General features: G+C 72.9%; 11 protein-coding genes. 7 read left to right on the forward strand and 4 right to left on the reverse strand.

The annotated features are described in order from the left end of the window. The first annotated feature begins 766 nt into the window (after positions 1-766). Positions 767-3664, forward strand: coding sequence for a glycoside hydrolase family 48 protein (locus ACL02O_RS20945; RefSeq protein ID WP_412819825.1), 2898 nt, complete (start codon positions 767-769; stop codon positions 3662-3664). A gap of 496 nt (positions 3665-4160) precedes the next feature. Next, a complete protein-coding gene (locus ACL02O_RS20950; protein ID WP_412819826.1) occupies positions 4161-5048 on the forward strand; it encodes a phosphatase PAP2 family protein in 888 nt (295 codons plus the stop codon). 1 nt (position 5049) lies between these two features. On the opposite strand, the gene ACL02O_RS20955 is transcribed toward ACL02O_RS20950, so the two are convergent. Beyond that, positions 5050-5490 carry a YbhB/YbcL family Raf kinase inhibitor-like protein gene (locus tag ACL02O_RS20955; protein ID WP_412819809.1) on the reverse strand — a complete coding sequence of 147 codons (441 nt, stop codon included), beginning with the start codon at positions 5488-5490 and terminating at the stop codon, positions 5050-5052. A gap of 142 nt (positions 5491-5632) precedes the next feature. Here ACL02O_RS20955 and ACL02O_RS20960 point away from each other — a divergent pair, with 142 nt between their 5' ends. Continuing rightward, positions 5633-7468 carry a DUF2207 domain-containing protein gene (locus ACL02O_RS20960; protein WP_412819827.1) on the forward strand — a complete coding sequence of 612 codons (1836 nt, stop codon included), beginning with the start codon at positions 5633-5635 and terminating at the stop codon, positions 7466-7468. Between the two features lie 41 nt (positions 7469-7509). Next, positions 7510-8181 (forward strand): maleylpyruvate isomerase N-terminal domain-containing protein, encoded by a 672-nt coding sequence (locus tag ACL02O_RS20965; protein WP_412819810.1) that lies wholly within the window; start codon positions 7510-7512, stop codon positions 8179-8181. Between the two features lie 23 nt (positions 8182-8204). Here the strand turns inward: ACL02O_RS20965 and ACL02O_RS20970 are convergent, their stop codons facing one another. Continuing rightward, positions 8205-9047, reverse strand: coding sequence for a DUF1028 domain-containing protein (locus ACL02O_RS20970; RefSeq protein ID WP_412819811.1), 843 nt, complete (start codon positions 9045-9047; stop codon positions 8205-8207). 96 nt (positions 9048-9143) lie between these two features. Beyond that, positions 9144-10352 (reverse strand): low temperature requirement protein A, encoded by a 1209-nt coding sequence (locus ACL02O_RS20975; RefSeq protein WP_412819812.1) that lies wholly within the window; start codon positions 10350-10352, stop codon positions 9144-9146. A 158-nt stretch (positions 10353-10510) separates the two neighbouring features. Between ACL02O_RS20975 and ACL02O_RS20980 the strand changes: the two genes are divergently transcribed. Together ACL02O_RS20980 and ACL02O_RS20985 are read left to right on the forward strand one after the other, a co-directional pair. Beyond that, positions 10511-11491: an LLM class F420-dependent oxidoreductase gene (locus tag ACL02O_RS20980; protein WP_412819828.1), complete on the forward strand. Its 981-nt coding sequence runs from the start codon at positions 10511-10513 to the stop codon at positions 11489-11491. Between the two features lies 1 nt (position 11492). After that, positions 11493-12284, forward strand: coding sequence for an SDR family oxidoreductase (locus ACL02O_RS20985; RefSeq protein ID WP_412819813.1), 792 nt, complete (start codon positions 11493-11495; stop codon positions 12282-12284). A gap of 181 nt (positions 12285-12465) precedes the next feature. Here ACL02O_RS20985 and ACL02O_RS20990 read toward each other — a convergent pair whose 3' ends face one another. Further along, positions 12466-13143, reverse strand: coding sequence for a TMEM175 family protein (locus ACL02O_RS20990; protein WP_412819814.1), 678 nt, complete (start codon positions 13141-13143; stop codon positions 12466-12468). A 202-nt stretch (positions 13144-13345) separates the two neighbouring features. On the opposite strand from ACL02O_RS20990, the gene ACL02O_RS20995 reads away from it, so the two are divergent. Next, the gene (locus tag ACL02O_RS20995) at positions 13346-14251 is read left to right on the forward strand and encodes an aminoglycoside phosphotransferase family protein (protein ID WP_412819815.1); all 906 of its coding nucleotides are present in this window, start codon (positions 13346-13348) and stop codon (positions 14249-14251) included. Positions 14252-14257: the final 6 nt, after the last annotated feature.

Genomic DNA, 14257 nt, shown 5'->3' on the forward strand with positions numbered 1-14257 from the left:
CGTTCCGTGGGCGGGCCGGTGCGGCCGGTCGGGCGGCCGGAGAATTGGTGGGCGGGTGTCGCTCGGGGGGGGCGTGGGCGAGCGGCGAAAGGGTGGTGCGGATAGCGAAGGAGGCCGGCCGGGCGGCGTGTCACGCCTGTCCCGTCGGCCTCTTTTCCCGTTGACAACGGGGGTTTAGTGTGGGGACGGGGGAGGGCAACCCCCGTCCCCACCTGCGATGCACACGCACGTGTGGAATTGGCGTCCTGCCGTGCGTGTCGCGCGGGAGCCGGGCCACGCGAGTGGCTCTGGTTCCACCTCCCTTCATGTCGGTGGGTGACGGTTGACGGCGGCGTCCGGGCTGGCCCGTCGTCAGCCTCCGGGTTCTGGGCGTCGGGCACGGATGTGCCCGACGATCTTGTTCGTGCATCTCCGTCGATGGAAGCGCTCCCATCGGCGATGCTTGTGACTGTAACGCCCGTCACCGGTTTGTCAAAGCCCCAACACGAGATCGAAACATCGAGCTGCCTGTCTGTCTGCACCGTTGTAGTGGGAGCGCTTCCATGGCAGACTCCAGTCAACCGCGACGCGGAGCCAGCTCGCGCGAGCGTGGGTCGCCGAGGGCACCCGGTACTCCCGGTGCGGCGCCCGATCCCCGGCACGGCCGGGTCGACCACCTTTCCGGGCGCCTCCGTCCCCCCGCGTAGGTCCGTCGACGCGTGGGAGGCGCCCCGCCGGGGCCCGCGGTCCCGGCCCGGTCCGAGGAGACACCGCGCACATGAGACTCATGGCCAGACGTCGCCGCACGGCGATGTTCGCCGCCACCGCCCTCGTCATCGGCGGGGTGGCCGTGCCGGCCGGCGCCGCGCAGGCCGCCCCGGCCTGCGACGTCCAGTACGTGACCAGCGACTGGGACACCGGCTTCACCGCCACGGTCACCATCAAGAACCTGGGCGACGCCCTGAACAGCTGGTCGCTCAAGTTCGCCTTCCCGAACAGCAACCAGCGGGTGACCCAGGGCTGGTCGGCCAAGTGGAGCCAGTCCGGCAACCAGGTGACCGCGACCAACGAGTCGTGGAACGGCAGCCTGGCCACCGGCGCCTCCACCACGATCGGGTTCAACGGCGCCTACTCCGGCAGCAACCCGAAGCCGACCGCCTTCACCCTCAACGGGGTCGCCTGCAACGGCGCGCCCGCGAACCAGCCGCCGACGGTCTCCCTCGCCGTGCCGGCCGGGCCGTTCGAGGCGCCGGCGGATGTGCCGTTGACCGCCACCGCGAGCGATCCGGACGGCACGATCACCAAGGTCGAGTTCTACCGCAACGGCCTGCTGGTCAACACCGACACCACCGCCCCGTACGCGTACGACCTGCTGGACCTGCCCGCCGGCGGTTACACCGTGCAGGCCAAGGCGTACGACAACGCCAACGCCACCGCGATCGCGGAGAAGACGTTCACGGTGAGCCCGGCCACCGGCCCGCAGCTGGTGGCCACCCCGTCGGCGGTGAGCGTCAACGAGGGCGGCACCTCGACGGTGAAGTACACCCTCAGCGCCGCGCCGACCGCCAACGTCCCGGTCACCCTCGCCGTCACCGGCGACAGCGACATCACCGTGTCGCCGGCCACGCTGACCCTCACGCCGAGCAACTGGAGCACCGGGGTCAGTGCCACCGTCGCCGCCGCGGAGGACGCCGACACCGTCGGCGGCACCGCCACCATCACCGCCTCGGCCACGGGCTTCGCGCCGGTCTCGGTCGTCGCCACGGAGGTCGACAACGACGTTCCGGGCGGGGACAACCCGTACCTCAAGAAGTTCCTCGACCAGTACGGCAAGATCAAGAACTCGGGCTACTTCAGCCCGGAGGGCGTGCCGTACCACTCGATCGAGACGCTGATCGTCGAGGCCCCCGACCACGGCCACGAGACCACCTCGGAGGCGTTCAGCTTCTGGCTCTGGCTGGAGGCGCAGTACGGCCGGGTGACGCAGAACTGGGCGCCGTTCAACAACGCCTGGACGGTGATGGAGAAGTACATCATCCCGTCGCACGCCGACCAGCCCACCGCCGGCGCCCCGGGCACCCCGCAGTACGCCGCCGAGCACAACCTGCCCAGCCAGTACCCGTCCCAGCTGGAGCCGTCCGTCCCGGTCGGCCAGGACCCGCTCCGCTCGGAGCTGCAGTCCACCTACGGCACCGGTGACATCTACGGCATGCACTGGCTGCTGGACGTGGACAACACCTACGGCTACGGCCACTGCGGCGACGGCACCACCCGGCCGGCGTACATCAACACCTTCCAGCGGGGCACCCAGGAGTCGGTGTGGGAGACCGTGCCGCAGCCGTCCTGCGACACGTTCAAGCACGGCGGCCAGTACGGCTACCTCGACCTGTTCATCAAGGAGTCGAACGCCCCGGCCAAGCAGTGGAAGTACACCAACGCCCCGGACGCCGACGCCCGCGCCGTGCAGGCCGCGTACTGGGCGCTGACCTGGGCCAAGGCGCAGGGCAGGGAGGCCGACGTCGCGGCCACCGTGGCCAAGGCCGCCAAGATGGGCGACTACCTGCGCTACGCGCTGTTCGACAAGTACTTCAAGAAGATCGGCAACTGTGTCGGCGCGTCCACCTGCCCGGCCGGTTCCGGCCGCGACTCGGCGCACTACCTGCTGTCCTGGTACTACGCCTGGGGCGGCGCGTACGACACCTCGCAGAACTGGTCGTGGCGGATCGGCTCCAGCCACAACCACTTCGGCTACCAGAACCCCTTCGCCGCCTGGGCCATGACCAACGTCGCCGAGCTGAAGCCGCAGTCGCCGACCGCGGTCTCCGACTGGCAGAAGAGCCTCGACCGGCAGCTGGAGTTCTACACCTGGCTCCAGTCCGCCGAGGGCGGCATCGCCGGTGGCGCCACCAACAGCTGGGACGGCAGCTACGCCCAGCCGCCGGCCGACACCGCCACCTTCTACGGCATGTTCTACGACGTCGACCCGGTCTACAACGACCCGCCGTCCAACCAGTGGTTCGGCATGCAGGCCTGGTCGATGCAGCGGGTCGCCGAGCTCTACCTGCAGAGCGGCAACGCCAAGGCCAAGGCGCTGCTGGACAAGTGGGTGCCGTGGGCCATCGCGAACACCACGCTGGGCACCAACTGGTCCATCCCGTCGGACATGAAGTGGACCGGCCAGCCCAACAACTGGGACCCGGCCAACCCGCAGCCGAACACCAACCTGCACGTCGAGGTGACGGTGAAGGGCCAGGACGTCGGCGTCGCCGCCGCCTACGCCCGGACCCTGATCGCGTACGCCGCCAAGTCCGGCAACGCCGCGGCGAAGAACACCGCCAAGGGCCTGCTGGACGCGCTCTCCGCGGCAGCCGACACGAAGGGCGTCTCGACGCCGGAGAAGCGCGGCGACTACAAGCGCTTCGACGACGTCTACAACGCCGCCGACGGCCAGGGCCTCTACATCCCCGCCGGCTGGACCGGGAAGATGCCCAACGGCGACACCATCGCCGCCGGCAAGAGCTTCCTGGACATCCGGTCGTTCTACAAGAACGACCCGGACTGGCCGAAGGTGCAGGCATACCTCAACGGCGGCGCGGAGCCGGTCTTCAACTACCACCGGTTCTGGGCGCAGTCCGACGTCGCCATGGCGTACGCCGACTACGGCACCTACTTCCCGAACGGGTGAGGTGACGACTCCGCCACGGGCGGGCGGCTCCCGCCCGTGGCGGAGGCCGACCGGGCACAGGGGGAACGGAGCGCCGGGTCGGCGGACGGCCTGATATCCCACGCTCAGGCCGGGTGGGCCGGCCGTCCGGCCGACGCAGCGGACGGGCCGGCCCACCGTTCCGCCCGTAGTCGAACTTGCCGCGAAAACTCCCGCGAAAATCCGTCCGTCCGGGATAACACGGCGGGCCGGATGGGAGTAACCTACGTCACTAAGAGAGGCCGCTCCCCCCGTGGCGGCCTCTCTTTTCATGTTCCCGGCGGGCCGTCCGCATCGGACCGCACGACCGGGTGCCGCAGCCCCGGGGTGACCGGCAGCGGGCGCCGGATCACCACCCAGCTCACCGCCAGCGCGGCCGCGAGTACCGGTCGTCCACGAGCCCCTTCCGGTTGTCGTCCCCGCTTGCCGGGACGCCCCGGTGGCCCAACGAGCGGCGAGCCCGCCCGGCCGTTACCGTGTGCGGGTGCGCGAGACGGCGAGGGGTTGGACGGCGGTCTGGCTGGTCGTACTGGCCCTGGCCCAGGCGGCCGCGCTGCTGCTGGTGTGGCGGTTCGCCGTGCACACCCGGCTCGGTCAGTGGCTCGACACGGTCGCGTTGACCGGCAACCGGATCGGCCAGGATCGCATCGACGGACCGGTGGACCGGATCCTCAACGCGATGTCCGTGGTTTCGCTGCTGGTGGCGACCGGGGTGATCGGCTTCATCGCGCTGATCCGGGGCCGCAAGGCGCTCGCCGTCACCGCCACCCTGCTGGTCGCCGGTGCGAACGGGACCACGCAGCTGCTCAAGCACTACCTGGTCCGCCCCGACTTCGGCATCGATCCGGAACGGGCGGCCGCCGGCAACAGCCTGCCCAGCGGGCACGCCGCGGTGGCCGCGTCGGTCGCGATCGCCCTGATCCTGGTGCTGCCCGCGAAGCTGCGGGTGCCGGGCGCGTACCTCGGCGGCGCCTACGCCGCCGCCGCCGGGGTGGCCACCCTCTCCGCCGGTTGGCACCGGCCCAGCGACGCCGTCGCCGCCTATCTCATCGTCGGTGGCTGGGCGGCGGTGGGCGGCCTGACGCTGCTGTTCTTCCAACGGGAACGGGCCGAGGTCTCCACGGCGGACGCGCACCGGGTGGCGGCCGCCGTGCTCGGCGTGGGCGGCGTGCTCGCGCTCGTCGCGTCCGCGTTCGCCCTCACCTGGCTGGCCGCCCGCTCCGGCACCCCTGCCGACGAGCTCGCCCGCCGTCCGCTCCTCATCGGGTACGCGGGCAGCGCGGCCGGCATCGTCGGCACGATCGCCGTGGTGGCCGCGCTGGTCCTCGCGGTGGTGCACCGGCTGGTGCCCCGGGTCAAGGGCTGACTCAGCGGTAGTAGGTGCCGACGGTGGTGCCGCTGGCGATCTCCCGCCCCTTCAGCGCGCGGTGCACGTCGCCGGCCTGCGGCGCGCCGTCCAGGTTCAGTGGCTGGTTGAGCGCGTACAGCCGGAAGAAGTAGCGGTGGGCGTCCTCGCCCCGGGGCGGCCTCGGGCCGCTCCAGCCGGTTTCGCCGAAGCTGTTCGGCCACTCCCGGCCGCCCGCCGGCACACCGCCCTCGGGCACCTCGCCGGACTCCGGGGATATCCCGGTGACCAGCCAGTGCACGAACGGCTCCTTCCCGGCGTCCATGTCCTCGACGAGCAGAACCAGTTCCTCCGTGGAGTCCGGCACGTCCGACCACTGCAACGGCGGTGACAGGTTCTCGCCGTCCGGGGTGAAGCGTCCGGGCAGCAGGTCGTGGTCGGTGAACGCGGTGCTACGCAACATGATGCCGGCCATTCGGCGCCCCCTCTCCTCGTCGACCGGCGCGTACCCGGCCGGTGGGCGACGAAACAGTCGGCGACCGGACCTGCGACCGACCGGATCACCGTGGCGTTTTGGGTGCGGCCCTACCCTGTCGGCCGTGAAGATGCCTCTCTTACGCGGGTTGTCCGGCACGTCTTCGGCGGTGGTCCTGACGGCGGTCACCGTGCTGCTCGCCCTGCTGTCCGGCGCGCGGCCGGCCGCCGCGGCGCCGGGGGACACCTCAGAGTCGATCTCCGCCTACGACGTGCGGATGGACGTCCACGCCGACGGGTCGGTGCGGGTCACCGAGACCATCCGCTACGACTTCGCCCACGAGTTCCGGCACGGCATCTTCCGGCGGATCCCGGTACGGTTCCGCTACGACGACACGCGGGATCGCGTCTATCCGATCAGCGGCCTGCAGGTCACCCGGGACGGCGAGGCGGAGCCGGTGCAGCACACGTCCGAGCAGCAGGACGACGTGCTCCGGGTGGGGGATCCGGACCTGGTGGTGAGCGGGACGCACACCTACGTCATCGAATACACCGTGCGGGGTGCGCTGAACACCTTCCCCGACCGCGCCGAGCTGTACTGGAACGCGGTCGGCACCGAGTGGAACATCCCCATCCAGCGGGCCACCGCGAGGGTCACCGGGCCGGTGACGGAGCGGACCGCCTGCTACGCCGGGCCGATGGGAAGCCGGGAGCCCTGCGCGGGTCGGACCGTGACCGACGGCGCTGCGGTCTTCCGGCAGGACGGGATCGGTGACGGCACCGGGTTGACGGTCGTCGCGGCGTTCCCGCGCGACGCCGTCCCCGGCGCCGGGCCGATCCTGACGAAGCGGCGCACGCTGGGCACCATGTTCCTGGCGACGCCGGCCACCGTCGGCGGTGGACTCGCGACGGGCCTGCTCGCCGTCGCGTCGGCCCTGCTGGCCGGCTGGCTGTTCGGCCGGGATCGCCGCGACCGGGAGGGCGGGCGCCGCGGCCTGCCCCGTCGGGCGGCCACGGCGACGCAGACCGAACCGCCCGACGGGATCCGGCCGGGCCAGGCGGGTGCCCTGCTCGACAAGCGGGCCGACGTCGTGCACGTGACCGCCACGATCATCGACCTCGCGGTGCGCGGGTACCTGAAGATCAGCGAGACCAGCGACAACTGGCGGCTGACCAAGCTCAAGAAGGCCGATTCGACGCTCCTGCGGTACGAGCGGTCACTGTTCAACGCCCTGTTCGGCGGGCGCGACGAGGTGTGGCTGACCCACCTGAAGTACAAGTTCCGTGCCTCTCTCGACCGGGTGCGCGACCTCCTCTACGACGACCTGGTGAAGCAGCGCTGGTACGGGCGCAGCCCCCGGCGTACCCGAAGGCGCGCCCGACTGGTCGCCGTGGCGGTCCTGCTGGCCGCCGTGGCGACCACCGTCGTGCTTGGCCTGACCGTGAACGCCGGGCTGATCGGGCTGGGGCTGGTGGCCGGTGCCCTGGCCCTGCTCGTCGTGGCCGGCCGCTTCCCGGCGCGCACCGCGCGTGGCAGCGAGCTGGCCGATCGGGTACGGGCGTTCCGGAGCCACCTCGCCGAGTCCGGGCCGAGCGGCACCGAGGACGACCTGGAAACGTTCTCCCGGTACCTGCCCTACGCCATGGCTTTCCGGTTGGTGCAGCGGTGGACCGCCACGTTCGCGGACCTCGCGGCCGCGCCGCCGGCGCACTCGCACCGTGACGGCCGTCGGGCCCGCCGGCCGGGGCTGTACTGGTACCGTGGCCGGTCCGGCTGGACGATGGCCGCCATGGCCGGCTCGATCGACCGGTTCACGAGCACCACGACCAGCACGGTCACCGCCACCACACCGCCGTCGGCGTCGGGCTCGTCGGGCTCGTCGGGTTCCTCCAGCGGCTCCTCCAGCGGCTTCTCGGGCGGGTACAGCGGCGGCGGAGGCGGCGGCGGGGGCGGCGGCAGCTGGTGACCCGGGCGTGCGGGCGCTGAGCAGGAAGGAAGGCAGTAGAAGTGGACACGGTACGGGCGGCGTTCCGCGACGAGTGCCGGCAACTGGAGGCGGTGCTGCGAGGGCTGACCGGGGCGGACCTCGACCGGCCCACGCCCTGCCCGCCGTGGGCGGTACGGGACCTGATCGCGCACGTGCGCACCGGCGCGGGACGGCTGGTCGACATGCTCGCCGCGCCGGCCCCGGCGCGTGCCGAGGTGGACGCCGCCGGCTACTTCGGGACGGCCAAGTTCACCCCGGAGGTCGACCGGGACCGGATCGCCGCCGCCCGGCGGGAGGCCCTCGCACCGGCCGACGTGCCCGAGGTGGCGGAGGGTTTCGCGCGGGTGTGGCGGGCCACCGACGCGGCCGTCGCCGGGCAGCCGCCGGAGCGGCTGGTCCGCACCCGGCACGGTGACGCGATGACGCTGACCGAGTTCCTCCGTACCCGGGTGGTGGAGGTCGGGGTGCACGGCCTGGACCTGGCCGACGCGCTGGACCGGCGGCCGTGGCTGACGCCCGCGGCGGCCGAGGTGGTGGCGGAGCTGCTGTCGGACGGCCGACCGGTGCCCGACGAGCTCGGCTGGGACGCGCTGACCCTGGTCCGCAAGGCCACCGGCCGGGCGGCGCTCACCCACCGGGAGCGGACGGTGGTCGCGGAGTCCGGCTTCCGCTGGCTCTCCTTCGGCGCCTGAGCCGGCCGCCCGGCGCGTCGCGGTCAGCCGGCGGGGGCGGCGCGGCGCAGGTGGGCCAGGACGATCGGGTCGATCCGGCCGGGGACGATCCGTTCCTCCAGGTTCTCCACCCCGGCCCAGGAGGCGAGCGCGTCGTCCAGGCCGGCCGCGCCGACCGGGTGGCCGGCGGTGGCCAGCAGCGCACCGACCTCCTCGGCGAGCGGGCCGGTGAGGTCCCGCAGGGTGGCCGGGTCCGGCTTGCCGAAGAGCATGGTGTGGATGTCGAGCAGCCGGCCCAGCTCGCCGACCGGATCGGGGTGGTCGTCGACCCGCAGGTCCACCAGCTCGTCGCCGGTGCCGGCGTAGCCGCCGCGCCGCTGCACCACCAGCAGGCCGGCGCTCTGCCGGCCCCGCCGGTCACCGCCGGCCCGCTCACCGGCGTGCAGCGCGGCCAGCAGCCGCCGCGGGAAGGGCAGTCCGACCCCGGCCAGCCAGGCGTCCCGGACCGCGTCGATGACGTGCGGGCCGGCCAGGATGTTGCCCTGCACGGCCCAGCCGTCGCCGGCCTGGCCGCCGGCCCACGGATGGCACCGCGGGCCGGTCCAGCTGGCCCCGTCGCCGCTCGCCCCGACCACGCCGAGCTGCCGGTCGTCCCGGCCCGGGTCGGCGGCGACCAGCCCGGCCACCACGTCCGTCGCGGCCACCCCGCTGCGCAGCAGCGCCAACCCCTGCGCCCGGTACGCCAGGTTGACGTGCGCCTGGGTGGCCACCGCGCCCACCTCGGCCTCGGCGGCCGGCACCAGCGCCCCGGCGGCGAGGAACTTGCTGGCCACGGCGACGCCGTGCAGGAGCCCGTCGGCGGAGCGGGCGACGATCGAGAAGGTCACGAGCGGATGTTAGCGCCGGGCCGGCCCGGGCCGGCGTCCCCGCCGGTCGCCGCGGACCGTGCAACCCGGACGGGTGCGGCCGTCCCCGGGGCCGGCTCAGAACGGTGGGTTGGCGGGCTCGGGCGGTCGGCCCCAGGCGCGGCGGGCGTCGGCCACCGCCACCCCGAGCAGCACCAGCGCGGCGGCCGCCGCCGAGACCAGCGGCGCCGCCCGCGCCAGCAGCGGGATGAGCGCCACCAGGACGAGAATCGACACCCAGCGTGCCAGGGACACCCGGCCGAAGACCTCGTACTCGAAGCGGGCCCGGCCGGCCAGGTAGAGCGCCGGCCCGCCGAGGATCATCACGATCCACGACACCTCGCCGTGCCCGGTCGGATGCCCGATGACCAGCTTGTAGCCGATCGCGGTGGCGACCACGCCGACCACCATCACCAGGTGGCTGTCGGCGGCGGAACGCCCGATGGCGGCGGGGCGCCGGGACCGGGTCACCGCCTCGGCCAGGATCAGCCCGGCCCGCTGCACGTAGATCCGCCACAGCAGCACCGAGGTCACCCCGGCCGCCGCGAACGCGCCGGTCCGCGTCGCGCTGTACGGACCCTGGCTGTACGACAACCCGGCCACCAGGATCGTGTCGCCGAGCGCGACCAGGAAGAACTGCTGGTACCGCTCGGCCAGGTGCTCCCCGTGGATGTCCCAGCGGGACACCGTCGACCGGCCCAGCCCGGGAACCGGCCAGCCGAACCGGTCGGCGAGGTACTCGAGCACGAGCGCGACGGTCCAGGCCGTCACCTGCGGGACACCCGGCAGCAACGCCCCACCGATCCAGAGCACGCCGGTCACGCAGAAGGTGATCAGCATGCGTTGCTTGAGCCGGCGGTACTGGAGGCTCCGCAGCGTCACCAGCAGGATCGCCGGCCGGCTCACCTGGGACACCACGTACGCGGCGGCGAAGGCCAGTCCGGTGTCGGTGAAGGCCCGGGGGACCGCCACCCCCATCACCATGCTGCCCGCCAGGGCGGTGAGCACGATGATCTGGAGCCAGACGCGGTGCGGGTCGTAGCGGCTGGTCGTCCAGGCGGTGCCCTGCCAGATCGCCCAGAGCGCGAGGAGCAGCAGGAGGGTCTTGCCGGCGCCGGTGACCACCGACCAGGTCTCCGCCTGCCCCGGCTTCAGGTTCTCGATGGCGCGGGCGCCGATCCGGGTCAGCGCGAAGACGTACACCAGGTCGAAGAAGAGTTCCAGGAACGTCGCCCGCTCGCCGCCCTCCCTCGGGAGCAGGGCGTTCGGTTCCGGGGTCCTCCGCACGCCCACCTCCCACCGCCGACCGGTCCACCCGGCAGTCGTAACACTCTTTTCGGGTTTCGCGGTGCCTATTACGCGTATCGCCTCCGCCGGGACCGATCGGGATCTTGCTCGGGGTGACAGCGACCGGGCACGATCGACCGGTGACGAACCGATGGGGCATGACGGTGCCGCTCAGCGGCATCCCGCTCGCCGACCACGCCGCCGTCTACGCGGCCCTCGACCAGGCCGGCTTCACCGACGTCTGGTCCTCCGAGGTGGCCGGCACCGACGCGTTCACCCCGCTGGCGCTGGCCGCCGCCTGGCAGCCCCGGCTCCGCCTCGGTACCGCGATCACCCCGGTCTTCACCCGGGGACCCGGACTGCTGGCGATGAGCGCCGCCGCGCTGGCCGAGACCGCCCCCGGCCGGTTCGCGCTCGGCATCGGCGCCTCCTCGCCGGTGCTGGTGCGGGACTGGAACGCCACCCGATTCGACGAGCCGTTCAAGCGGACCCGGGACGTGCTGCGCTTCCTGCACGCGGCGCTGCGCGGGGAGACCGTCGACGACGTGTACGACACCTTCACCGTCCGCCGGTTCACCCTGGAGCGCCCGCCGGCCGTGCCCCCACCGGTGCTGCTGGCCGCGCTGCGCCCGGGGATGCTGCGCCTCGCCGGCGCCGAGGCCGACGGGGTGATCCTCAACTGGCTCTCCGCCGACGACGTGCCGACCGCCCTCGCCGAACTGGGTGAGCGTCGCCCCGGGTTCGAGGTCGCCGCCCGGATCTTCGTCTGTCCCACCGAGGACGCCGCGCACGCCCGGGCGCTGGGCCGGCGGCTCATCACCGGCTACCTGACCGTGCCCGCGTACGCGGCCTTCCACCGCTGGCTGGGCCGGGACGAGGCGCTCGGCCCGATGTGGGAGGCGTGGGCGGCCGGCGACCGGCGGGGCGCCTCGGCGGCCGTGCCGGACGAGGTCGTCGACGCCCTGGTGCTGCACGGCTCACCCGAGCAGTGCGTCGCCCAGGTCCGCCGGTACGCCGACCACGGGGTGGACGTACCCGTGCTGGCGTTGCTGCCCACCCCGGAGCTGGCCACCGGCGGCGCGGCGGCGCTGGCCGCGCTGATCCCCCGGCTCGGACCCGGGGCCGGGGGAGGGGAGTGAGATGAACCTGACCGACCGGGTTGCGGTGATCACCGGCGGGGCCGGCGGTATCGGCTCGGCGCTCGGCCGCCGGTTCGCCGCCGAAGGCGCCGCCGCCGTCGTCCTCGCCGACCTGGACGCCGACGCCGTGCGGGCGGTGGCCGAGCAGGTCGGGCCGGTGGCGCACGGCGTCCGTCTGGACGTCACCGACGGGGCGCAGGTCCACGCGCTGGTCGACCAGACCGAGCGGCGGTACGGGCGGATCGACCTGTTCTGCGCCAACGCCGGGGTGGCCACCGGCGGGGGAGTGGACGCCCCGGACGCCGACTGGGAGCGGGCCTGGCAGGTCAACGTGCTGGCCCACGTGCACACCGCCCGGGCGGCGCTGCCGGCGATGCTCCGCCGCGGCCAGGGCTACCTGCTGTTCACCTGCTCGGCGGCGGGCGTGCTGACCGCGGTGGGCGACGCCCCGTACACCGCCACCAAGCACGCGGCGGTCGGCTTCGCCGAGTGGCTCTCGATCACCTACCGGGACGCGGGCATCCGGGTCAGCGCGCTCTGCCCCCAGGGCGTGGACACCCCCATGCTCGCCGGCGGGCTCGCCGAAGGGCACCTGGGCGCCCGGGTGATCGCCGCCTCCGGTGCGGTGCTCACCCCCGACCAGGTCGCCGACGCCACCATCGCCGGGCTGGCCGAGGAGCGGTTCCTCATCCTGCCCCACCCGGAGGTCGCCACGTACGCTCGCCGCCGCGCCGAGGACCCCGACGGCTGGCAGGCCGGCCTGCGCAAGCTGGTCCGCAAGCTGCGCGCCTGACCGGGCAGGCCCGCGGCAGATCCGGTCCTCCCGTGCTGCTCCGGCGCGGTGCGCCGGCCCGGCCGGGCATTGCGGTGTGGAGTGGCGCTGCGACAACCGGGACCAGTCCGAGGACGGGATCGGGGAAAGTGGCACAAGACCAACGGCCCGGGCGCCCTGCCGCGGTTTCGGCCGGCTGCGGTCAAGCCCGCCCGCCACCGTCGCGCCCAGGCTTCGCCTTGGCGATCTCGCCCCGGATCGGCAGCCAGTAGAAGGGGATGAAAGCAGCGATCACCGCCACGCCCAGAGCGGGAAGCAGGGCACCCAGCAGGGTTCCGGTGGCGATCCAGGTGAGGGCGAGCCGGAAGCGTCGGCCGATGGCTCTCGCTCCGGCGGAATCGATGGTTGGCGCGAGCAGCCGCTGACGCCGACGTGCGTACTCCCAGATGGCGTTGAACAGGATGGCTGCCAATTCGAATGCGATGCCGTGGAAGACGACGGCGGTCCGCTCCCCGTGCCCTTGACGGAACGCCTCGGCAAGAATGGAGGCGGCGAACGGCAGCGACGCAATGTCCATCAGCAGCACGGTGTTCAGGAACAACACCGTCCGGTCAACGGTACGGATCTGATCGAACATGACGTGATGGTTGGCCCACACCTGCCCGATCAACATGAAGGTGACGACGTAGGCCAGGTAGGACGGCCAGAGCGCGACGAGGCCCTGAAACAGGTGCCGAGTGTCCTGCGGTGGGCGGATCTCCAGGACGAGCAGGGTGACGGCGATGGCGATGACCGCATCGCTGAACGCCACGACCCGCGAAGGATCGCGCTCCATGCCGAACGGCGATGACTTTCCCGGTGCACGGACAGGTTCTGCCATCGTCCAAGCGTGAGACAGCAGAACGGCGCTGCGCGCGAACGCCGAGCGGCGTGTCCGGCGAGGTTGCGGCCGCGGCGGAGCACCAGAGGTGGAGCCGGGCCCCCGCTGTCGCGGCGGAGTCGCCGGGGCAGCGTGCGATCGTGGCAGCACGCCGAGCCAATCCAGGTTGCCACCGAAGATCAAGATGAGTGAAGCTGGCGGCATGCAGATGCATGCCGATCAGCTCGCCGTGCCGGTCGAGACGGTACGCGAGCTGGTGGACGAGCAGTTCCCCCAGTGGCGCGGCCTGCCCGTCAGGCGCGTTGCCTCGGACGGGACCGTGAACGCCGTCTTCCGCATCGGCGACCGGTACGGCGCCCGGTTCCCGCTGCAGTCGCGGGACGTCGAGTCGACGCGGCGCTGGCTGGCGGCGGAGGCGGAGGCGGCCCGCGAACTGGCGGGACGTACCCGGTTCCGCACCCCCGAGCCGGTCGCGCTCGGCGCGCCCGGGGCGGGCTACCCCCTGCCGTGGTCCGTGCAGACCTGGCTGCCCGGTGTCGTGGCAACCGACGAGGACCCCGCCGGAGCGGTCGCCTTCGCACACGATCTGGCCGAGTTCATCGGCGGAGTGCGCGCGATCGACACGCGTGGTCGCACGTTCGGCGGCGCAGGGCGAGGCGGTGACCTCACGTCCCACGACGCCTGGATGGACACCTGTTTCCGCAACAGCGAACGACTGCTGGACGTGCCCCGACTCCGCCGGATGTGGGCAGCCCTGCGGAGCCTGCCGCGCGGCGCGGCCGAGGACGTGATGAGCCACGGCGATCTCATTCCCGGCAACGTGCTGGTGTCCGACGGACGCCTGGCCGGGATCCTGGACGTCGGCGGCCTGGGACCGGCCGACCCGGCCCTGGATCTCGTGAGTGCCTGGCACCTGCTCGACGCGGGGCCGCGGCAGGTGCTCCGCGGGGACCTCGGTTGCGACGACCTCGAATGGCAGCGCGGCAAGGCGTGGGCCTTCCAACAGGCGATGGGGCTCGTCTGGTACTACGCCGAGAGCAACCCGGCCATGAGCCGGCTGGGCCGGCGGACCCTGGCCCGCATCATGGCGGACAGCTCGTCCCCATGACCCGAC

Origin of the sequence: Micromonospora mangrovicola (assembly GCF_047200535.1) — a bacterium.
Taxonomy (GTDB): Bacteria; Actinomycetota; Actinomycetes; order Mycobacteriales; family Micromonosporaceae; genus Micromonospora.

Bases quoted from the DNA above. Each gene is read 5' to 3' on its own strand.
- ACL02O_RS20945 (WP_412819825.1), top strand. From the start codon at position 767: ATGGCCAGACGTCGCCGCACGGCGATGTTCGCCGCCACCGCCCTCGTC.
- ACL02O_RS20955 (WP_412819809.1), bottom strand. From the start codon at position 5,490: ATGTTGCGTAGCACCGCGTTCACCGACCACGACCTGCTGCCCGGACGC.
- ACL02O_RS20960 (WP_412819827.1), top strand. From the start codon at position 5,633: ATGCCTCTCTTACGCGGGTTGTCCGGCACGTCTTCGGCGGTGGTCCTG.
- ACL02O_RS20980 (WP_412819828.1), top strand. From the start codon at position 10,511: ATGACGGTGCCGCTCAGCGGCATCCCGCTCGCCGACCACGCCGCCGTC.
- ACL02O_RS20985 (WP_412819813.1), top strand. From the start codon at position 11,493: ATGAACCTGACCGACCGGGTTGCGGTGATCACCGGCGGGGCCGGCGGT.
- ACL02O_RS20990 (WP_412819814.1), bottom strand. From the start codon at position 13,143: ATGGCAGAACCTGTCCGTGCACCGGGAAAGTCATCGCCGTTCGGCATG.
- ACL02O_RS20995 (WP_412819815.1), top strand. From the start codon at position 13,346: ATGCAGATGCATGCCGATCAGCTCGCCGTGCCGGTCGAGACGGTACGC.